The sequence below is a fragment of the Pseudomonadota bacterium genome (assembly GCA_030860485.1).
GTDB lineage: Bacteria > Pseudomonadota > Gammaproteobacteria > JACCXJ01 > JACCXJ01 > JACCXJ01.
Genome location: JALZID010000282.1, coordinates 1 through 20453, shown reverse-complemented (window position 1 = coordinate 20453; position 20453 = coordinate 1). Strand labels below are relative to the sequence as shown.

15 protein-coding genes and 2 pseudogenes are annotated in these 20453 nt (G+C 64.5%); 10 read left to right on the top strand and 7 right to left on the bottom strand.

What is annotated here, in order from left to right; all coding sequences use genetic code 11:
• Positions 1-42 precede the first annotated feature (42 nt).
• The 7 genes and pseudogenes from M3461_17355 to M3461_17325 form a co-directional block, all read right to left on the bottom strand.
• Positions 43-2535 carry a DEAD/DEAH box helicase gene (locus M3461_17355; protein MDQ3775990.1) on the bottom strand — a complete coding sequence of 831 codons (2493 nt, stop codon included), beginning with the start codon at positions 2533-2535 and terminating at the stop codon, positions 43-45.
• 378 nt (positions 2536-2913) lie between these two features.
• Positions 2914-3294, bottom strand: a pseudogene (locus M3461_17350) (heme-binding protein).
• Between the two features lie 395 nt (positions 3295-3689).
• Complete coding sequence (locus M3461_17345) at positions 3690-4583, bottom strand: YihY/virulence factor BrkB family protein (protein ID MDQ3775989.1); 894 nt, start codon at positions 4581-4583, stop codon at positions 3690-3692.
• Positions 4584-4817: 234 nt separating this feature from the next.
• Entirely contained in the window at positions 4818-6143 is a 1326-nt protein-coding gene (locus tag M3461_17340) for a metallopeptidase TldD-related protein (protein ID MDQ3775988.1), read from the bottom strand.
• Positions 6136-7530 carry a TldD/PmbA family protein gene (locus M3461_17335; protein MDQ3775987.1) on the bottom strand — a complete coding sequence of 465 codons (1395 nt, stop codon included), beginning with the start codon at positions 7528-7530 and terminating at the stop codon, positions 6136-6138. Before M3461_17335 ends, M3461_17340 begins: the two co-directional genes overlap by 8 nt.
• 20 nt (positions 7531-7550) lie before the next feature.
• The gene (locus tag M3461_17330; protein ID MDQ3775986.1) at positions 7551-10439 is read right to left on the bottom strand and encodes an EAL domain-containing protein; all 2889 of its coding nucleotides are present in this window, start codon (positions 10437-10439) and stop codon (positions 7551-7553) included.
• A gap of 326 nt (positions 10440-10765) precedes the next feature.
• The gene (locus M3461_17325; protein ID MDQ3775985.1) at positions 10766-11545 is read right to left on the bottom strand and encodes a methyltransferase domain-containing protein; all 780 of its coding nucleotides are present in this window, start codon (positions 11543-11545) and stop codon (positions 10766-10768) included.
• A gap of 334 nt (positions 11546-11879) precedes the next feature.
• Here M3461_17325 and M3461_17320 point away from each other — a divergent pair, with 334 nt between their 5' ends.
• The 10 genes and pseudogenes from M3461_17320 to M3461_17275 all read left to right on the top strand — a co-directional run bounded on the left by M3461_17320 (position 11880) and on the right by M3461_17275 (position 20306).
• Positions 11880-12653 carry a PEP-CTERM/exosortase system-associated acyltransferase gene (locus tag M3461_17320; protein ID MDQ3775984.1) on the top strand — a complete coding sequence of 258 codons (774 nt, stop codon included), beginning with the start codon at positions 11880-11882 and terminating at the stop codon, positions 12651-12653.
• A 331-nt stretch (positions 12654-12984) separates the two neighbouring features.
• On the top strand, positions 12985-13404 hold the full coding sequence (locus M3461_17315; protein ID MDQ3775983.1) for a hypothetical protein: 420 nt from the start codon (positions 12985-12987) through the stop codon (positions 13402-13404).
• Positions 13405-13408: 4 nt separating this feature from the next.
• Positions 13409-14626, top strand: coding sequence for a hypothetical protein (locus M3461_17310; GenBank protein ID MDQ3775982.1), 1218 nt, complete (start codon positions 13409-13411; stop codon positions 14624-14626).
• Between the two features lie 133 nt (positions 14627-14759).
• On the top strand, positions 14760-15275 hold the full coding sequence (locus tag M3461_17305) for a hypothetical protein (GenBank protein ID MDQ3775981.1): 516 nt from the start codon (positions 14760-14762) through the stop codon (positions 15273-15275).
• 176 nt (positions 15276-15451) lie between these two features.
• The gene (locus tag M3461_17300; GenBank protein ID MDQ3775980.1) at positions 15452-15685 is read left to right on the top strand and encodes a cell division protein ZapE; all 234 of its coding nucleotides are present in this window, start codon (positions 15452-15454) and stop codon (positions 15683-15685) included.
• A pseudogene (gene zapE, locus M3461_17295) lies at positions 15661-16544 on the top strand (cell division protein ZapE). Before M3461_17300 ends, zapE begins: the two are co-directional and overlap by 25 nt.
• A 78-nt stretch (positions 16545-16622) precedes the next feature.
• Complete coding sequence (locus M3461_17290) at positions 16623-16796, top strand: hypothetical protein (GenBank protein MDQ3775979.1); 174 nt, start codon at positions 16623-16625, stop codon at positions 16794-16796.
• A 166-nt stretch (positions 16797-16962) separates the two neighbouring features.
• Complete coding sequence (locus M3461_17285) at positions 16963-17142, top strand: hypothetical protein (GenBank protein MDQ3775978.1); 180 nt, start codon at positions 16963-16965, stop codon at positions 17140-17142.
• Between the two features lie 255 nt (positions 17143-17397).
• The gene (gene fusA, locus M3461_17280; GenBank protein MDQ3775977.1) at positions 17398-19452 is read left to right on the top strand and encodes an elongation factor G; all 2055 of its coding nucleotides are present in this window, start codon (positions 17398-17400) and stop codon (positions 19450-19452) included.
• A gap of 56 nt (positions 19453-19508) precedes the next feature.
• Entirely contained in the window at positions 19509-20306 is a 798-nt protein-coding gene (locus M3461_17275) for a M48 family metallopeptidase (protein ID MDQ3775976.1), read from the top strand.
• The last annotated feature ends 147 nt before the right edge of the window (positions 20307-20453 follow it).

Sequence of the window (20453 nt, the reverse complement as noted above, 5' to 3'; positions counted from 1 at the left end):
AGGGATCGATCCGATCATCATCATTTCACCGTCCCTACAGCATCAATGACCGTTCGACCAACGATGGTCCCGCTCAGCACCTGCGCCGCCGCTGTACCGTTCAACCTTAGTCCGACAGGCTGCTAGCGGCTCGCCCGCGTCGGTGGCGCCCGCGAAAAAAAGGTGGTCTTCGGTTTCCAGCGCGCTTACAGTCAGGCGCGCGCAGGCGAGCCAGCCCATCTGGCCCCCCAGCGGTTCGAGAACGGCGATCTTCTTGCCGCTCACGCCGTAGCAGAAGATGACCTCCGCCGGGACCGTGCTCAAGCCGCGGCCGAGCGCGAGCACGCGCTGCGCGAGCGGATGCCCTACGCGGTAGGTATTGGCGTCGTCCGCGCGTTTGCCCATCTGATAGGGGCCGGGATGGATGGTCTCGCCCGGGAAGGGGTTGCGGTGCAGCATGAAGCTGAAGCCGTCGTCCTGGAAGTGTGCGTGGTCGCGCAGCAGGTAGCGGGTGAGGCGCCAGAGGCGCTCGTTGAAGCGATCGAGGACGTCGCGGCTCTGGATGCGCACCTTTTCAACCACTTCTTGGTCGAAGTTCTCCAGCAGCTTCTCCCGCGCGTCGCGCTGGCCAGTGGCGATCTGCCCTTCGAGCTCTCGTTGAAGCTGGTCGAACTCGAATTGGATCTGTTCCAGTGTGCGGCACTTCTGATAGATTGCCGCGATGCGCTTCTCGAAGTCCACGCCCGCTTCGACCGCGCCGAGCACCTCGTCGCTCGCGCCGAAGACCCCGTTAAACAGCCGAAACTTCTGGTCCAGCAGCTCGTACACGCGCTGGTCAGCGGCGTTGGTCTTGTTGAGGAAGTTCACTACCACGACCTCGAATTTCTGGCCGTAGCGGTGGCAGCGGCCGATCCGTTGCTCGATGCGCTGCGGGTTCCAGGGCAGATCGTAATTCACGACCAGGTTGCAGAACTGGAGATTAATGCCCTCGGCAGCGGCGTCGGTGGCGATGAGGATTGCCGCCTCGTCCCGGAAGTAATCGATCAGCGCCGCGCGCATGTCAGCGCTCGGCGAGCCGCTCACGCGGTCGGCGCCGGCGTGGCGTTCGAGCCAGCGCCGGTAGATCGCTTTAGACATCGGGTCGTTGTTCGTGCCGTTGAAGAGCATCACCTTCCCGGCAAACTCCATTTGCTGGAGAAGCTCGAAGAGATAAGTCTGCGTGCGCCGGGACTCGGTGAAGATCACGGCCTTCTGCTGGAGCGCCGGGGTCCCTTGCGCGGCCTGTGCCCTCGACGCAGCCTCAAAGCCGCGCCGAAGCGCCGTGAGTAGGACCTCTCCTTTGGAGTTCTTGATGATCGACCGGGCGAGCGCGTAGAACTCCCGCAGCTCGGCCATCTCGCGCTTGAGCTCCGCGAGTTGCCCGGGCGTGAGGCGCGCTCGCTCGGCGGGCGCGGCACCGTCGGCGTCGCCTTCCCACTCGTCGGCAAGCTCGTCGAGCTGCTCCCAGTCTTCACTCAGACCCTCCGGCGGAGCCTCTACCGCCTCTGCGGCCGAAGCCGCCGCCTGGAGTCGCTGCACCATGGCATCGAGCGTACCGGCGATGGCGTAGGTCGACGAAGCCAGAAGTTTGCGCAGGATCAGGGTCACGAGCTGGCGCTGGCTCGCGGGCAAGGCGTAGAGGGCGTCGCGTTGAAGGTAGGCGGAGACGAGGTCATAGAGCCGCTGCTCCTCCGGCGTCGGGACGAACTCCTGAACCAGTGCGTGGCGATTCGTGTACTTCACGTACTCCAGCACCTGGCGGCGCAGCGTGCGCTTGCAGATCGGCGCCAGCCGTTCCTTGAGTTCCGCGAAGTTGTCCTCGTTGGACAGCCGCGCAAAACGTGTGCGATAGCTCTCCAGATCGCCAAAGGCGTAATCGTCGATGATGCTGACCAGCCCGTAGAGCTCCAGCAGTGAGTTCTGCAGAGGAGTGGCGGTAAGAAGGACCTTTGGGAAGGACGCGACGGCCTGCTTGATGGAGAGCGCGATCTTGCTCGAGTTCTTGTAGACGTTGCGCAGCCGGTGGGCCTCGTCGATGACCACCAGGTCCCACGCGGTCTGGCGAACGTAAGGCTCCTTGGAACGCGCGAACTGGTAGGAACAAAGCACGACCGCATCCTGCTGAAACGGGTTGAGGTTACCGGCGCGGATGGCCTCGTTGAAGCTGCGGGCTTCTAGGATCACCGACGGCAGGTAGAACTTATCCTCCAGCTCCTGGCTCCACTGTTTGCGCAGGTTAGCGGGAAGGATTACGAGCAGGCGGCGCTTGCGCTCGGCCCACTTCTGCGCGAGGAGGAGGCCAGCCTCGATGGTCTTACCCAGCCCGACCTCGTCGGCCAGGATGGCGCCTTTGGAGAACGGGCTCTGGAAGGCGAACAGCGCGGCGTCCACTTGGTGCGGGTTGAGGTCCACCTGCGCGTCGGCGAGCACGGATGCTAGCTTCTCGACGCTATCAGACCCGCAGCGCCGGGTGAGTTCGTGGGCGAGATACTTGGCGTGATAGTCAGTAATGCTCATCGACTATGTTGCATCCGGACGACGTTGGCATTGCCGACGTGCGGGACGCCGTACTTCCAAGCGGCTCGCCGCCCACGTCGGAGACGGTGAACGGCGGGAAGTAGAAGACGTATAAAGGAAATATCCCCATTTTTCCTCAAAAGGGCACATTACTGCTGGGCGTGGGAGCTGTCAAACATACGAGTCCTCGACCTGGAATCAGGGACTTTTCGGGCCCTTCATCGGCGCGAGGTAGCATGTTGGGAGTGTTTTGGCGTCTCGGGCGAGTGATGGGGCAAAGGGGATTGCCGGCTCAGACGGCTGAAACGCATGGGAGGGGGTTAAGGCGACGAACTTCTCACGGGCGCGTCCGCACAGCGCAGCGCAGAAGCCCGTGATCTAGGGTGCCGATTCAAGAAAAGCATCGAACTTCTCTGGTGACAAGAGCCCGCTTCCGCGCTCGCCCTTCAGCGCCTCCGCCCCCGCCGTGGCCACCGCGATGTCCTGTCCCCCGCTACCGCTGCCCACGCCGATGGCCCCAACCACCTGCCCCCCGATGACGAGCGGCAGACCGCCGGGGAGGGGGGTGAAGCGGCCGTCTGGTCACCGAGGCGATCTCGGTGCTTACCGCAGAGGGTATGCCGCTCTCGTGCATGGGCCTACGTACCGAAGCGGCGCTATAGGCCTTGGCCTCGGCGGTGTAATGGGTGTGGACGAAAGCCCGTCCATCTTGATGAAGCCAACCAAATTGGCCCCTGCGTCTACCACCGCGATGCCCATGGGCACCCCGATCTCCTCGGCCTTGGCCACCGCTGCCGCAAGCACCTTTTGCAGCCCCACCGTCGTCGTGAGCTTTTGGGTCTCAGCCCGGGCGGCGATCACCACGGCGCAGAGGATCAAGAAAGCGAAGAAGATGAGGCGGGCGGGGTGCTTCTCGTGAAGCATGGTGACCTCCGTTAGTATCAGGCGGTATTCAACGGGACGCGGCGAGGCCTGCCCGATTACCGTCCATCATTTCCGAACAAACTCTGATCCGGGAGGCGCTGTGGACAACTGACCGGCACACAGCGTTTTCTAGCTAGACGAGATTGAGCGAAAACTGAGCATTCGCCTCGAGCACCGGGGCAGAGGACGCCCCCGAAGGTCTCAAAAATAAATCCGTCGCCTTTTCATCTTCACTTTGTGGGCGCCGCGGCGGCCCTCTCGCTACGGTAACGCTCGTATTCCGCGATGACCTGTGCGCCGATCAATAGAACCATCGCCGCGATTTCCAGGCTCAGCAGCACGACGATAGAAGTCGTCAGTGAACCGTACACGATGCTGACTTGCGACAATGTCGAGAAGTAGGCGACGAGCATGTGACGGGTGATCTCCCACAACACCGCCGCTGTGACGCCGCCGATCAATGCGTGACGCCATGACAAGCGACCCACCGGCATGACGAGATAGATCGCAGACAGGACCAGAATTTCGCCGATCACGCCGATTGCGTAGAACAGGAACCCGGAGAGCCCGCCAAGCGAAAATGTCTTGCCGAATAAGTCGATGTTCTCGGCGCCCATCGTCTGGAGGGAGCCGGACACGACCGTCACGACCAGCAAACCGATTCCCAGCGATAGGATAAAGCAGTATGGGATGAGCGCCGAGATGAGGAAATGCCGCCGCTTGATGGCGGCCCGATGGTGGAAGATCACGGACATCGCATTTTCCAGTACGGTGAAGGCGAGCGAGCTGAAAAAAAGGATCGTGACGATCAAGACCCAACCAACGACATCGCGATGGTTGAGAAAGGTCGTGAGCTCTGCCATGATCGCGTCGGACTGACCCGGAACGAGGAGCTCCAGGTAGCGATCCATCGTCCGCAGCAATTCCGCTTCTTCGACAAAATGCGACAACCCGATGAGCACGAGAATCGTCAGTGGCACGAGCGACAGCAGGGTGTGATAGGCAACCGCCCCGGCCAACAAAAACCCTTGGTTCGCGCGAAATCCTTTGGCGACCCGTATGACGAAAGGACCGGGGTCTTTCGCGATCGCTGCGGTCGTACCAGACGTGCGCTTTTTGGTCATGAGATCTTCAGATCTTCCACTGCGCGGCTCCCAGTAAAGACCTTATCTTGAACGGGCCGCCGTACAACAGGCCAATGTTCCCAGGCTGGACAAACTCGAAGTCCACGAATACGAAGTTCGTTCTCACCATGTCCTTCGGCTGCGAGCAGGAGAGGGGCTAAAGCCTGTAGGCGGCCCTTAGCGAACGCACGATCCAACACCTGAGTCCCGCCACAGGCCCGTCGGGCCAGGAGCTCACATCGCGAAGCCGACCCCGTCGACGAGCGCCCCCGGCAGGCGCTGGCTCGAGAGCGAGCGCCATTCGTAGGTGCCGGGATCGACGATCGACTCGCGCTCCCGGGTCAGTCCCATGAGCCCATCGCCGAGGAGGTGGTAGATGCTCTCGTCCAGCCGCATCGTCGGGATGGGCGCGGTGATCTCCCCGTCCTCGACCCAGAACGAGGCGTAGCGGGTGGTGGCTGTGATGCGGCAGTCGTTCCAGTCGGAAAAATTGCCGTACCACAGGTGATCGACGTAGATCCCGGTGTCGAGCCGGGCCAACATTTCGCGTTCCGGCACATCGCCCGCGGCGAGTGCGAGCGAGCGGGTGCCCTCGAACTCGGCGTTCGGTGTCACGCCGTACTCCGCGGCGCTACGGCGGTCCGCGAGACAATCGCGGAATCCGCCCGCTTCGATCAACACCACCTGCTCGGGTTTGATGAAGCCCGCCGACGTGAATGTGGGTGTGTAGCCCTCGCCGTGGGCCTCGAGGACGGTGATGTCGGGGTGCAGACGCCGGCCCTCGCGGATCATCTTGAGGAGGGGCGTGTGCAGGGTCTTGTGGCTGCGCATCCCGAAGGCGCTCATGCCGAGGAGCCCCAGGACCTCGCCGAGCGCATACGGCGAGAGATAGACCCGATAGCGCCCCGGCGTAAGTGGCCGGCCCTCGCGGGTCAGCGCCGCGAGTCGATCCCGCAGCTCGGCGATCCTGTGCCCCAGGGCCGCGGGGTCCCAGGACTGGCCGGCGTACAGGCACTTGACCGCCCGAGCGCCGTCGCCGTGGGCGCTGATATCGACGTTGAAGCCGCCGTTCGCGTACCAGTTGCGCTGCCCCAGGCTGTTGCCGAACCCGCGATAAAAGCTGCCGTTGGCGAACAGGCCGACGAGGTCCAGGCCCTCGGCCATTCCCATGATCGTCTCGATCGCCGCGCGGCCGTCCGGGAGGTTCAGGGTTCGCACTTCGGCGGTGGAATGCGGCTCGGTGGCATAGAGGAAATGGGGATCGTCCCTGGCGACCGCGAGCTGGGTGCGCAACCGCTCGATCAGCGCCCCCAGCCGTTGCGCATCCGAAGACCGGTCGGCCCCGAGGCTCAGCGCGCCCTGGGCCTCACACCGCCCCCGGATGAGGCTCACGCGGCACTCGCGCTGTACGACGTGCCCCGCCTGCCGGACCCGGTTGTGGTTCAGCCGCACGAAGTCGGAGTCTTCCCCGAGAAAGCCGGCGAGGAACACCTCGCCCGGAAGGCACAGTCGCTCCAGCTCGTCCATGAGCCGGTCGAACTTGTCGCGCGCGTCATCCACCCCCGAAGACCTCGACATCGCGGAACACGCAAGCGGGGGCCGCGTGCCCCACGTTCATGGTCTGGTTGGGCTCGCCCTTGCCGCAGGTCGAAAGCCCCATGACCCGCCAGGTGCTCCTGTCCCCGACCGCCGCGAGGCCCCGCCAGAAGCTCGCCGAGACCCCGCGGTAGCCCGGGTTCCGGACGGTGTCGCGCACCTCGCCGTCGCGGATCAGCGCCCCGAACTCGCATCCGAACTGGAATTTGTTCCTACGGTCGTCGATCGACCAGGAGCGGTTAGTGTCCATGAGCACCCCGCGTTCGATGCCGCGTACCAGGTCTTCGAAGGGGGTAGCGCCGGGTTCCAGATTCAGGTTGGCCATACGGTCAATCGGGGGGCGGTGCCAACCCTCTGCGCGCGTGCAAGCGACGCCCGGAAGGCCGGCTCGGATCTGTGAGCCGGTGCCGCCGAGCGGGCGCTCAAGGACCCCGGCGCGGATGAGATACTGGCGCTCGGCATGGGTGCCTTCATCATCGGCGGCGAAGCTCGCCAGCTCCCCCGGCACGCCGGGGTCGTAGGTGACATCGAGGAGCTCGGAGCCGTAGCGGTAGGTCCCAAACATCTCGGGCGTGACGAAGGTGCCGCCGGCGTAATTTCGCTCATCGCCCAGAATGCGGTCGAGCTCCAAAGGATGGCCGATGCTCTCGTGGACCTGCAGGATCATCTGGCTCGGCAGGAGCAGGAGGTCCATGCGGCCGCTTGGGCACGGCGGCGCTTCGACCAGGATCAGGGCCTCTTCGGCGACTCTGCTCGCGACGCTCGTGAACCCCAGTCCTTCGAGCACTTCGACGCCACCCTGGCGTCCACAATCACCGCCGAAGCTGCGGCGCTCGCTGAGGTTCCCGTGGTGGGCGAGCGCCATGAGATCGGCCGTGATGTCGCTGAAGCGCTGGTCGATCTCGCCGCCTGCGCTCGTGACCAGGACCGCGCGCGTCGTGCGTAGGTGCAGGCCGGCCTCCCAGTCCACGATCCGCGCGTGGCATTTGAGCCGCCGTGCGGCATCGTGCAGGAGGCCGATGGTCTCGGCCAGCGGGGCCCGTTGCCAGGGGAACTCCACGGGGCTCCGATAGGCGAGGGAAAACGGCGCCCCGCCCACGGGCTCGGGGCTTGTGAGCCCCAGGCTCCCGACCCGCCGCGCCCAGTCACGGGCCTGCCCGGCCGCCGCGCGCAGACCGGCCGGCGTGGTGTCGTGGCTCGCGGCGTAGCCCATCCCCCGGCCATCGATCACCGAGACAAAGATACCCGAGGTGCTGCGATAGGACGGCGGCTGCAGCACCCCCTGGCGCACCCTGAGCACCTGTTCTTCGGTCTCCACGAGGCGCAGCGACCAGAAGGCCACCGGCGGCATCACCGCTCTGGCGGTACGCTTCAGGTCGCCAGTCGTTTGGGGAAGGAGATGCATGCGTCGGTGAGCGCGGGAAAGGCGACGGTCATGGGTACCGGGCGACCGGTGTAGTAGCCTTGGGCATAATCGATGTCGAACTGCGCCAGGAGCTCCAGGACCTCGCCGGACTCCACGTGCTCGGCCACGGTCTTCTTGCCGAAGGCCCGGGCGATCTGGGCCATGGCCCGCACCAGGGCCTGGTCGTCCGGGCGTTCCAGGAGATTGCGCACGAAGGAGCCGTCGATCTTGACGTACTCCATGGGCAGCTCCTTGAGATAGAAAAACGACGAGAATCCGCGTCCGAAGTCGTCCAGCGCGAACGAGCAACCGAGCCCGCGGATGGCCTCCATAAGGCTGCGCGCCGCGCCGAAGTCCGCCACCGTCGCGGTCTCGGTCATCTCCAGGATGAGCCGTTTGGGGTCGAGCCCCGTGTCCCGCAAGAGGTCCGCGAGGAAGGTCAAGAGCTCGGGGTCGTTGAAGGCGTGCGCCGAGAGGTTGACGGCAAAGGACACGTCCTCGCCCATGGCCGCCAGCCGTGCCTGGGCCCGGACCGCCTCGGCGACGACCATGCGGTCGATGCGGCCGATGAGGCCAACGCGCTCCGCCACCTCGATGAACTGGGCCGGGCTGATGAGACTGCCGTCGTCGTGCCGCATGCGCAACAAGACCTCGTAATGGCTGGTGCGCTCGGTACGGATGTCCACGATCGGCTGCACGAAGAGGACGAAACGTTTGTCGACCAGGGCCCGTTCCACGCGCTCCTTCCAGAGGACCCGGTCCTGCATCGCGCGATAGCCCTGGTCCCCAGGCGAGAACAGGTGGCAACGACTGCGACCCGATTCCTTGGCATCGTACAAAGCCAGATCGGCGTGGGCCAAAAGGTCCCGCACCGTGTCGCCGTGTTGCGGAAAGAGGGTGATGCCGATGCTCGCCGAGACCTTGTGCACGCGATCACCGACGCGGACCTCGATCTCCTGGATGTGGGCCAGGATCTTTTTCGCGACCTGGACGGCCTCGGCTTCGTCGGCCTTCCCCAGAACGATGGCGAACTCGTCACCGCCCAGGCGGGCAATGACGTCGACCTCGCGGAGCACGCGGGGCAGCGACTCGCCGAGGCTCTCCAGCAGGCGATCGCCCGCCGGGTGACCGCTGGTATCGTTGACATACTTGAACTGGTCGAGGTCCACTAACACCAAGGCCCCGCTGTGGCGATAGCGCTTGGCCCTGGCGATGGCCTCTTCGAGCTCCTCTTGCAGGCGGCGGCGGTTGAACAGATGGGTCAGCGGGTCGTGGTCCGCGAGCCAGGTGAGCCGGAGCTCGGCGCTCTTGCGCGCGGTAATGTCCATCCCGACCGAGAGGATCAAGGGCTCGCCCTGGGCCTGTCCTCTGAGGATCGAGTGGTGCCAGACCACGTTGAGGTTCTCCCCGTCCTTGGAGCGCAGATCGCGCTCCTCCTCCAGGTGCTGGCGCTGGCCGGAGACCAGCTCGACGAAGTGTCCGAGGGGCCCGTGAACCGCATCGTCGCCGACCAGGAGCTCGGCGAAGTGCTTGCCCTCCAGCTCCTCTCCCGAATACCTCGACAGCACCCGGGCATGGCGGTTCGCGGTCCTGATGACGCCCTGGCGTGTCTGGGTCAGGATGATGACCTGCCCGGTCTCGAGCACGCTGGTGACGAAGTCGCGTTCGATACCCAGCTCTTCGACGCGCGTCTGCAACTCCCCGTGCAGGGCCTCGAGCTGCGAGGACAGCATGACCGCGGTCTCGTTCAAGACATCCACCTCGTCGCGCCAGAAATGCCGGTGCGGCTGGAATCGGATCGCCGATCGGAGCTCGGCAAACGCGGCCTGCGCCAGGAGCGGCAGGTTGCCGGCCGCCCGTCTCAGGCGAGACAGCGGCCCCCATAGCACCGCAAGGAGCAGCGATTCGGCGACGACCAGGCCGCACAGGCCGATGGTGATGTTCTGGCGCGTGGTCGCGCGGATCTCGCGGAGCGCCTCGGTGACATCGGCGATGACCACGACATAGCTGCGGCCCGTCTCCGCCGTTCCCGCGAGGGGCGCCATGCGCAGCTCGAAGACCTGATCGCCGACGCGCTCATTGCGCGGCGTCCCGAGCTCGGCGGGGTCCGGATAGCGGGCCGCGGCCGCGCGCAGCAGGGGGATGTTGTGGCGATCGTTGCTCAGGGCCACCACCGTTCCGCGCCAGTGCGGGATATAACGGGCCGGCAGGCCGGCGTCCTCGGCCGTGCCGGGACCGATGGCGACGAGACCCATGTCGGTACCCGAGACCTTCTGGAAATCGAGCACCGCGTCGGCCGGCGAGACCCCGAGCACCAGCACCCCTGCTTGGCCGCCCGTTCCGAGCACCGGTACGGCGGTGAACTGCAGGCACACACTCGAGCAATCGTACAGCGCGCGCGGGCGCTCGTCCCGGCTGACCGCCGGGACCAGCACACTGACCGCCGCCGAGCCGCTCACCCGGTCCCAGCCGCGCGTGGCGATCGGGGAGCCCTGGTGCGAAAACAGCCCCACGGTCTCGACCCCCATATCGATGGTTAAGTTGGTCCAGAGCCGCTCGAAGTTCGCGGCGGCTCGTTCGTCGGTCGGCGATCGGACCAGGTCCTGAACGTCGGACGACGAGGCAAACACGGTACCGAGCTGCTCCAGGCGTCTGCCGGAGCGATCGAGGAGGGCCTGGAGCTGGCGCGCATAGCTCTCCTGGACGGCCGCGCGTCGATGCTCGAAGTGTTCGTTCAGGAGCAGGGCGTTGAGCCAGGTGTAGGCCGCGGTCACGCCGATGAGCACGAGACTCGTGAGCAGCAGAGCCTTCCACTTGAGGCTCAGGAAACCAGCGGGTGGGGCGCCGTTCTTCATCAGCCGCCTCAGCAGCTCATGGCGGGGATCGGCAAGGGCCCACGGCCGAACCCAACGCCTCGGCCCTTCGGCGCCAGCCGCGGTCGGCCGACGTGGCCGATGAGCTCCGTGATCATGAAGAACGCGCACGCCGTAGCTTTGTCCCCCACGTCCCTTCACTCAATACGGGTCTGTATTGAACGGCATAATGCGGTCGCACGGCATAATGCGTACCAAAACGCACGCGATCAATGTCAGTCGGCGCACCACCGAACAGCGTCCACCGCCGAGCGGGTGATGTCGGTCCCGGTCGAGCACCCGGACCCGGTGATCGAAGCCAAGCGGTATCAGGCCTTGCGGCCTGCCACCATGATGAGCGTTGCAGTGCAGAAAACGCCGCCTTCGGCCTCGAGCGCTTGCAGGCTCGTGTGCCAGCGTCGCAGCTCCGCTTGTGTGACGACGCCGAGATCGATGGCCTTGCGCTCGACCTCGTCGAGGAGCGTGAGCACCCGAACCTGCGCCAGGTCCAGCGCGTGCACCGGATAGACCGCCACGCGCACGTCCCCCACGCCTTGGCGCTTGAACAGATGATACATCTGGCGGCCGGCATAGCCGTTGTGTAGCAGATGGTCCGCATGCACGCGTGCCAGGCGGCGCTCGATCTCGATCTCCGGGCTGTATAAGGACAGTGTGCCCCAATCCGTGTCCAGGACCACGACCCATCCGCCCCGCCGGGTAACGCGCAACAGCTCTCCGAGCGCGGCGGCGGGATCGGACAGGTGCTGAAAGAGCCGCTCCGAGCGGCTCGCGTCGAATGAGCCGGACCGCAGCGGCAGGCGAGTGGCGTCGGCCAGGTGATGGACGATGCGGGTTCCGAGGCGCGCCTCCACTGCTCGGCGCTCCGCCTCCCTCACCATGGCCGGATCGCGGTCTATCCCGACCACCATCCCATCGCTACCGACCCGCTCCGCCAGCGCGAGCGTGTCCGTGCCCGGGCCACAGCCCAGGTCCAGCACGCAGTGGCCGCGCTGCGCCTGCATCCAGTCATAGCTGTCGTCTTTGATCACGCGCAAGAGTCGCGCGGTACCCTCGAGATAGGCCGGATCGACGTAACCCACGCCTGTCACGTTTTCGCCTTGTGCGTTCGTTCGGGTTGACGCTGCGCTTGCCGTGCAACATACTCGGTGCTGCTGTCTCAAAGATAGCGCAAAAGGCGCCACACGTCAGTTAGAGCGGGGGAGGCGATTGCGCACCGGCACAGGGGGAGAGTCCGCTCGATGGCCCGGCCTTACCACCTCGGCCCTCGCCGATATCGTACAAGTTCGATCGGCTCGTGACCGCCGAGGGCGTCATGCCCTTGCCGGGACCTCCGCGATCGGCGTGGACCGACGGGGTTGGTATTCGCCAGACGGCCCGCGTGGCAGAGCCCCTTCGCGCACCCGTGCACCGGAGTGACATTCAATGGATGCAGGCCCCGATCTACTCGCCCACTTCACGAAGTATTTCGAGATCCTCCGGGCCGATACACCGGCCCTCATGGAGGAGGCGTTTCGACTGCGTTACGAGGTCTATTGTCGAGAAGGCTGCTTACCGGGCTTTGATCCGCTGGACTATCCCGATGGACTGGAGCGCGACATCTACGACTACGAGCACCGCTCGGTGCACTGCCTGCTCCGCCACCGGCCCACCGGAAGCAACGCGGGAACGGTCAGGCTGGTGCTCGCCGACCCCGTCCGGCCGGATGCGTTATTTCCCATCGAGGTCGCGGCTGGGGAGCTCATCGACCGGGACTATCTAGGCAAATTCTGTGCGGCCCGCGGCAGTATCGCCGAGTGCTCCCGCTTCATCGTCGCCAGACGGTTCCGTTCCCGGCGAGGGGAAGAGCGGTGGCCGGATGGCCTGGCAGAAGAGGGCCTCGACGCCGATCGAGGGAGCGACGAGCGTCGGGTCCTAACGCATCCGGTTCTTGGTCTCATCAAGGCGGCCATGATCATGAATTGGGAGCAGCAGGTTTATTATTTGTACACGGCGATGGAGCCGCGGCTGGATCGACGACTGCGCCAGTTCGGATTGGAACTCTCGCCGGTGAGCCCGCTGATCGAATATCACGGACCGGTGCGCGCTCACTGGGGATTCGTGCCGGAATTCCTCGAGCATGTGCATCAGCAGCGTCCCAAGGTATGGTGTTTGCTTACGGAGAACGGTAAGATCTGGCCGGCCCACGCCACGCGATAATTCAGCCAGTGCAGCACAGCACCAGGCGAGTTAAGCGAAAGACATTCACGAGGGGGATTGCTCGGGCGTAGTAGCGCTGAAGGTGGTGCTGCGCTCGCAACTCACATACCGCCCGATGGCATTTTCAATGCCGTTGCCCGCCACTCGTCAACGAGCCACGTTTGATACACGTTTCGTAGTAGTGCTGCGCCACGGAGTTGTCCTTGTTAACTGCGCCCGTCCGGCACTCGCCAGCGCATCGAAGGCGGGGCATACCGGCTCGACGCTCGGGGCATGGGCGCTGTGTCTGATCATGCTCTGCGGGTGGCCGGCCCGAGCATATTCGGACGAGGTGGTCGTCGTCGTCAATCCGGCGGCACCCGCGGGTCCGGCGATCGCCCGAAACACGCTTTCTACCATTTTCGGCATGCGGCTGCGCGCCTGGGAGGACAGTACGCCAATTCGCGTGTACGTGCTCCCGGACAATCATGCGGTGCATGCCATGTTCTGCAAGGAAATCCTCGGGGTCTTTCCACACCAGTATCGGACAGCCTGGGACCGCCTCGTCTATTCGGGCACCGGACAGGCGCCTCTTGAGGTTGGGAGCGAGGAGGAAATGCGCGCAAGGGTGGCAGGTGTCAGGGGCGAGGGGGCTGTCGTGGTGGGGAGCGAGGAGGAAATGCGCGCAAAGGTGGCAGGGACAGCCGGCGCGATCGGTTACCTATCGCGGAAGATGATTGATGAGAGTGTTACCGTGGTGCCGGTCGAGTAGAAGCGTGCGGACGCCCCAATCCTTGCCGTGGTGGCCGGCGCTAATCCTGTGGCCCGGCCTGTGCGGCCCGGCGCTTGCCCTCGAGATTTTTGAAGGCTTTCAAGTGCACGGCTTTCTCAGCCAGGGCTATTTCTTGACCTCGAATGACAATAATCTCTTCGGCGAAAGCACGCGCGGCGGCAGTCTCGGCTTCACGGAAATCGGCGTCAACGCGTCCTGGGTACCCCGGCCGGACGTGCAGCTCGCGATCCAGGGCTTGTCGCGCCGGGCGGGCGGAGCGGCCGAGGGCGAGCCTGAGCTGGATTTCGCTCTTTTGGACTACGCAGCGGTAGAGACCGGAGACCGCCGGCTCGGAGTCCGAGTTGGGCGCGTCCGGCTTCCCTTGGGGCTTTACAACGACACGCGCGATGTGGCCTTCACGCGGCCGAGCATCCTGCTGCCGCAATCCATATACTTCGATAGGACCCGCGAGCTGGCAATATCGGGAGACGGTATCCTGTTTTACGGCGAAGAGCGCGGCTCTTGGGGAAATTTCATGCTCGAGTTGGGTCCCTATTTCCAGCGTATAGGCGGTGAGAATTCGGAGCTGGCAGTGTTTAACTCCGAACTCCCAGGCGATCTTGAAAGCCGTGTGTCGTTCGTGGGGCGCCTGATCTATGAAACGCCGGTTCAAGGACTGCGCCTTGCGATCACCGGAGGTCGCGCGTTGGCGAAATACAACCCGAGGTTCGATCCATCTCAAGATTTGGGGCCCGGGGATGATACGTTCGAGCCCCTGATCTTCTCAGCGCAGTACGAGGCCGAGCATTGGAGTCTGACGAGCGAGTACGCTCGCAGGCGAATCAAGGACGAAGGCTTCTCGTCCGAAGCCATTCCCAATTTCGACCTGGAGACGGTGGGCGAGAGCTACTACGTCCAGGGGATTTATCGGGTCGATCCGCACTGGGAGATGGTGCTGCGTTACGATGTGTTCTACGCCAACGTCGACGACCGTGATGGGTCCAAGACCGAAGCCGCTACGGGATTTCCCTCATCCTTACAGTTTGCCAAGGATTGGACCGTCGGCGTGCGTTACAACATCACCCCCTCGTGGATGGCGCGAGCCGAGTATCACAATGTGTACGGAGGAACTTTGTATCTGTTGCCGCAGGACAATCCTGACCCGTTTGCGCTGGACAAGAAGTGGGATATCTTCGCGCTGCTGTTGTCGTACCGCTTCTAGGGGACGGTGGCCGCGCGGCGGCTTGACCGCCCTGCCCTAAGGGGAGGTCTATCCTGGCGCTGGCGAGGCGGCGTTTCGCTCTCGTTGATGCCATGTGCCCGCCTCCCGGGCCCTTGGCAGTGGGCGCGGCCGCATGACTGACCCCGATGCCGGCGCGCCGGTGCACGCCCCACCCGTGCTCGACCGGGATTGGCGCTTCTATGCGGGAATGACAGCGCTGATCCTCTCCTTGATCATGCCCTTGTTCGCCTTCTTGGTTCCGCTTTTGGGACTGCCCGTCGCGGAATCCGCTGTCATCGTCGGCGTCCTGATCGCCGGCGGTCCCGAGGTCGTGGGGCTCGTCGGTATCGCGCTGCTCGGCCGGAAAGCATTCCTTTACTTTACCTACAAGCTAAAGACCGCGTTGCGGCGGGTCGTGCTGCCCAAACGGGTGTCCAAGCGGCGTTACTATTTCGGGCTGAGCGTTAGCTTGGCGAGCTTGCTACCGCTTTACGTCTACGGTTATTTCCCGAATTGGCTGCCTTCCGGCGATACGAGGATCTATATCCTGGCTACCGCAGACGTGAGCTTCATACTCAGCATGTTCATCATGGGAGGGGAGTTCTGGGAGAAGTTTCGGCGGCTGTTCATCTGGGAAGGCAAGCCGTAGCCTTTCGTCACCGGTGCCCCGCTGCGCCGATACGTTGGCGCCGCCGCGGTTCCCACCGCGCCACTCGCCCGTTGCCTGGCGCGCACCGCGTATCGGTAGACCGTTGGCCGTTCCGATGCCTCGTATTAAGCTAGCCCCGGCTGTGACACCTCGGCAGGGCCGATAGACGAGTGCTGATGACACCCGAGCAAAGATATCAGCGCGACCTCGCCGCGGGGGACGTCTTTCCGGACGCGGCACAAGCACAGGTGGTGCGCCATACGCAGCGGATCTACGAGGACCTGAGTCGCGACGGCCAAGGGCGCGCGCCGCTGCTACGCGAGCTGTGGGGCCGGTTCGGCGGTCGGCGGCGCGCGCTCCGGGGGGGCTGTATCTCTGGGGTGGTGTGGGCCGTGGCAAGACCTACCTGATGGACACCCTGTTCGAATGGCTGCCCTTCGCGGACAAACGCCGCGCGCATTTCTATAGCTTCATGCAGACCATCCACCGCGACCTCAAGGGGTTGAGAGACCTCCAGCGCCCCCTGGATGTCGTGGCCGAGCGCATGGCCAAAGAGATGCGGGTCCTGCCTCGATGAATTTCACGTGGGGGACATCGCCGATGCGATCTTGCTCGGCAACCTCTTGAAGGCGCTGTTCGCGCGTGGCGTGACCTTGGTCGCGACCTCCAACGAGGCCCCCGTGCGGCTCTATTGGAACGGCCTGCAGCGCGAGCGCTTCCTGCCCGCGATCGACCTCATCCTGCGCCACACGGAGGTGGTCGAGCTCTCGGGGGGCGTCGATTACCGGCTGCGGACCCTGGAAAAGGCCGAGATCTATCACTGTCCCCTGGACGACTCGGCCGAACACGCTCTGCGCAACCGCCTTCGAACATCTGGCTCGCGGGCCCGGACGCGCCGGGCTCGATCTCGAGGTCGCGGGCCGCGCCATCCCGGCGATGCGGCAGATCGATGGGGTCGTGTGGTTCGATTTCGAAGGGATCTGTGGCGGCCCACGGGGAGCGGCGGACTAAATCGCCTTGTGCTATCACACCGTCCTCATCGGGAATATCCCGAGCCTGGATGATGGCGACAACGACCGGGCCAAGCGTCTCATCCTGCTCGTGGATACCCTCTATGACCGGCGTGTCAAGCTCATCGTGTCCGCCGATGCCCCGCCCACGGATCTCTACACGGGGCAGCTCCTCGCCGCGCAGTTCGCGCGCACCGCGAGCCGTCTCGAAGAGATGCAGACCCACGCCTATCTGTCCCAGCAGCACCTGCTCGATTGAGATCGCTGCGTCGGGGGTTATGCTCCATCGCATGATGCTGTGCTGCAGCATCCATGCACCAACCACGTCACCGGTGCCATGCGCGACCCGATGACCGAATGGAATACCGAGGTCGGCGCATGGTGTAGTAAGCAAATCAAGACGTTGCAGAAGGCAGGGGACGCCGATCCCGCTGAGGATGCGGCATCCCGCCCCGAGGAACCGGGGCCGCACACCTCGGTCACGGAGGTGTTGCGAAAAAGTATCATCTAGCACCATGTAGATGGTGCGATGTGTCGCTTGACTTCGGTTATCTCATGTCATATATTGTACTCATGTTGTATATTAGCTTCAAATTAGCGCTATGTTAGATGGTCAATCCACAACGCAATCGCGGTATTCGGCTGGGGAGACCACGGGCAAAGGGGAGGCGGATCCCATGCTCGGGGAGGCCCGCATCGTGGCCCTTCTACGGCACCACTACGGCGATGGGGGCGTGTATGTGCCGGAGGGCGGGGCACGGGCGGTGTTTCGGGAGGCGTCCCGCCTCGGATTCATCAATGAGGACGGGTACCTGACTCGCAAGGGGAGGCAATTGCTGGCGCAGCACGGAGACTGAGGGGGCTTTGAAACGGCGGCGGGGTCCTTGCTCGTCACCAGCGTCTTGGGGCTGCACGATCGGCCCCATTTTTTGTGCCCGATGGGGTCACCGTAGTCGCGGTGCGTGCCAGGGTAAACGGCTGCCGGTATAATGACCCACCAGGCATGCCCGCCGCCCTCTTCCCGCGGCGTGCTTCGCCCTGATCGCCTCTCGAGCTCGCCCGGCCCTGGACAGTGGAGGGAACTTTGAGAGGCGCATAGCACGGGAGTACCGATGGCCCGCTACAGAACGGAGGACATCCGCAACATCGCCCTGGTCGGACACGGTGGGGCCGGCAAGACCACGTTGATCGAGAGGATGTTGCAACACACCGGGGTCCTCAAGTCACCCGGTAGCGTCGAGCGAGGGACCACCGTGTCGGACTTCGACCCCCTCGAGAAGGCCCATGGCCATTCGCTGCACAGCAAGGTGATCGGCTTCGATTACCGGAGCACGCGCATCAACCTCATCGACACCCCGGGTTATCCCGATTTCCTCGGAAGGGCGCTAGCCGTGCTCCCCGCGGTCGAGACCGTGGCAGTGGTCGTGAATGCACAGACCGGGGTGCAGATGGTCACCGGCCACATGATGGAATGGGCCAAGGCGCGTGATCTCGATCGCCTCGTCGTCGTCAATCACATCGACGCGGACAATGTTGACCTCAAAGCCTGCCTCCAGCGGATCCGGGCGCAGTTCGGGGCCGAATGCCTACCGCTCAATCTGCCGGCCGATGGCGGAGGGGCGGTGGTGGATTGCTTCTTCGCGCCCGACGGACGCCCCACGGATTTCTCCTCCGTCACACAGGCCCACACCGAGCTGATCGACCAAGTGGTCGAGGTCGATGATGCGCTCATGGAGCTATACCTGGAGCAGGGCCAATCGCTCAGCCTCGAGCAACTACACGACCCGTTCGAGAAGGCCCTGCGCGAAGGACATTTGATCCCGGTATGCTTCGTCTCGGCCCGCACGGGGGCGGGCCTGGACCAGCTCCTGGATGTCTTCGCGCGGCTCCTGCCGAATCCGATGGAAGGGAACCCGCCGGTATTCCTGAAAGGGGAAGGCCCCGCGGCGGAGCGCGTCCCGCTGACCGCCGATCCGGCCCGGCACGCCCTCGCCCATGTGTTCAAGGTCGCCATCGACCCGTTCGTAGGGCGCCTCGGCGTATTCCGTATCCACCAGGGCACCATCACCAAGGACAGCCAGTTGTTCATCGGGGACGGGCGCAAGCCCTTCAAGGTCGGCCACCTGTTCACGTTGCAAGGCAAGGACACCATCGAGGTCCCCGAGGGGATCCCCGGAGATATCTGCGCGGTCGCCAAGATCGATGACATCCACTTTGACGCGGTTCTCCACGACTCCCACGAAGATGACCATATCCACCTGAGAACGCTCACCTTTCCGACGCCCATGCACGGTATCGCCATCCACGCCAGGAGTCGCGGCGACGAGCAGCGGCTCTCCGATACCCTCCAGAAGCTCTCGGCCGAGGACCCGAGCGTGCGCATCGAGCACAACAGCGTGCTCAACGAGACGGTATTGCGAGGACTGGGGGATCTGCACGTGCGGGTCATGCTCGAGACCATGAAGGAGCGCTTCAACGTCGAGGTCGAGACGCGCCCGCCCCGCATCGCCTACCGCGAGACCGTAACCCTGCCCGCCGAAGGCCATCACCGCCACAAGAAGCAGACCGGCGGCGCCGGGCAGTTCGGCGAGGTATTCCTGCGCGTAAAGCCGCTGGAGCGCGGGGCCGGCTACCAGTTCGTCGACGCCGTCGTGGGCGGGGTGATCCCGCGCCAGTTCATCCCGGCGGTGGAGAAAGGCGTCCTGCAAGCCCTGCACGAGGGCGTGATCGCGGGCTATCCCTTGCAGGACCTCGAGGTTGCGGTCTACGACGGCAAGCACCACCCCGTCGACTCCAAGGAAGTGGCCTTCGTCTCGGCCGGGAAAAAGGCCTTCATCGACGCCGTCAAGAAGGCCAGGCCGGTGGTGCTCGAGCCCATCGTCAACATCGCGATCACGGTCCCGAGCGCGGCCATGGGCGACATCACCGCCGATCTGTCCGGCCGCCGCGGGCGCATCAGCAACACCCGCGCGCTGGCGGGCGGGATGATCGAGATCACGGGCCAGGTGCCCTTGAGCGAGGTCGAGCAATACCAGTCCCAGCTCAAGTCCATGACCGGCGGCCATGGCGCCTACACCATCGAGCTCAGCCACTACGACCCGGTGCCCGCCCGCACCCAGCAGCAGCTCATCGCGGAGTTCAAGCCGAGCGAGACGGAGGAGTCGTAAGCGAAGGGAAAGCCTAGGCTATGGTTCGCACCGCTTCTACGTATAGGGAAGGCCCGATGCGCCGAATCGCCGTCATCGGGGCCAGTTTGAGCTCCGTGGCTTCGATCTCCGTCGCTGTGATCGCCGTGGTTTTGATCGTCGCGGCCTGCGCCACGACGCCCACGGGTCGGACCCAGTTGCGGTTGGTATCCGACGCTCAGATGGCGGCCATGGGCAGCACCGCCTTCGCGCAACTCCAACAAGAGACGCCGCCCACCTCCGATTCCAAGACGATGCGATACGTCGATTGCGTGGCCGAGGCGATCACGCGCACCGTGGCACCCGAAGAGACCTGGGAGGTGCGGGTCTTCGACGCCCCAGAGGTCAATGCCTTCGCGCTGCCGGGTGGAAAGATCGGTGTATACACGGGGCTCCTCAAGGTGGCCGAGAACCCGGACCAGCTCGCGGCCGTGATCGGTCACGAGGTGGCACATGTCCTCGCCGGCCATTCCGCCGCACGCGTGTCGAACGAGCTGGCGGCCCAACTCGGAGTCACGGTATTGGGGCAGACCACCGGCGTCGACCCGCAACTCATCGGCCTCGGAGCCAATCTGCTGTTGCTCTTGCCGTACTCGCGGGCGGACGAGAGCGAGGCCGACGTCCTCGGTCTGCAATACATGGCGAAATCCGGCTTCGACCCACGCGAAGCGCCGAAGCTCTGGGTCAATATGTCCAAACAAGGTGGCGGCGCCCCGCCGGAATTCCTCTCCACCCACCCCGCCAACGAGACCCGCATTCACGAGCTGCAGAACCGCTTGCCGCAGACCCTTCCGCTGTACGAGCAGACGCGGGGGCAAGGCGGGCAGTGTGGATGATACGCAACCGCGTGTCTGGAGTTCCCCCCGTTCCGTGGACGATTTACGGCTTGGGATTCAAGCCGTGCATTGCGGTGGTTGCGGGTTCGGTGTTGAACATATCCTCCTCTCGTAGTTGACGGGTGACAAGTAGGCGATGGACGAGTG

Bases quoted from the DNA above. Each gene is read 5' to 3' on its own strand.
- M3461_17290 (MDQ3775979.1), top strand. From the start codon at position 16,623: ATGCGCGACCCGATGACCGAATGGAATACCGAGGTCGGCGCATGGTGT.
- M3461_17285 (MDQ3775978.1), top strand. From the start codon at position 16,963: ATGCTCGGGGAGGCCCGCATCGTGGCCCTTCTACGGCACCACTACGGC.
- fusA (MDQ3775977.1), top strand. From the start codon at position 17,398: ATGGCCCGCTACAGAACGGAGGACATCCGCAACATCGCCCTGGTCGGA.
- M3461_17275 (MDQ3775976.1), top strand. From the start codon at position 19,509: ATGCGCCGAATCGCCGTCATCGGGGCCAGTTTGAGCTCCGTGGCTTCG.
- M3461_17330 (MDQ3775986.1), bottom strand. From the start codon at position 10,439: ATGAAGAACGGCGCCCCACCCGCTGGTTTCCTGAGCCTCAAGTGGAAG.
- M3461_17335 (MDQ3775987.1), bottom strand. From the start codon at position 7,530: ATGCCGCCGGTGGCCTTCTGGTCGCTGCGCCTCGTGGAGACCGAAGAA.
- M3461_17345 (MDQ3775989.1), bottom strand. From the start codon at position 4,583: ATGACCAAAAAGCGCACGTCTGGTACGACCGCAGCGATCGCGAAAGAC.
- M3461_17355 (MDQ3775990.1), bottom strand. From the start codon at position 2,535: ATGAGCATTACTGACTATCACGCCAAGTATCTCGCCCACGAACTCACC.
- M3461_17305 (MDQ3775981.1), top strand. From the start codon at position 14,760: ATGACTGACCCCGATGCCGGCGCGCCGGTGCACGCCCCACCCGTGCTC.
- M3461_17320 (MDQ3775984.1), top strand. From the start codon at position 11,880: ATGGATGCAGGCCCCGATCTACTCGCCCACTTCACGAAGTATTTCGAG.
- M3461_17300 (MDQ3775980.1), top strand. From the start codon at position 15,452: ATGACACCCGAGCAAAGATATCAGCGCGACCTCGCCGCGGGGGACGTC.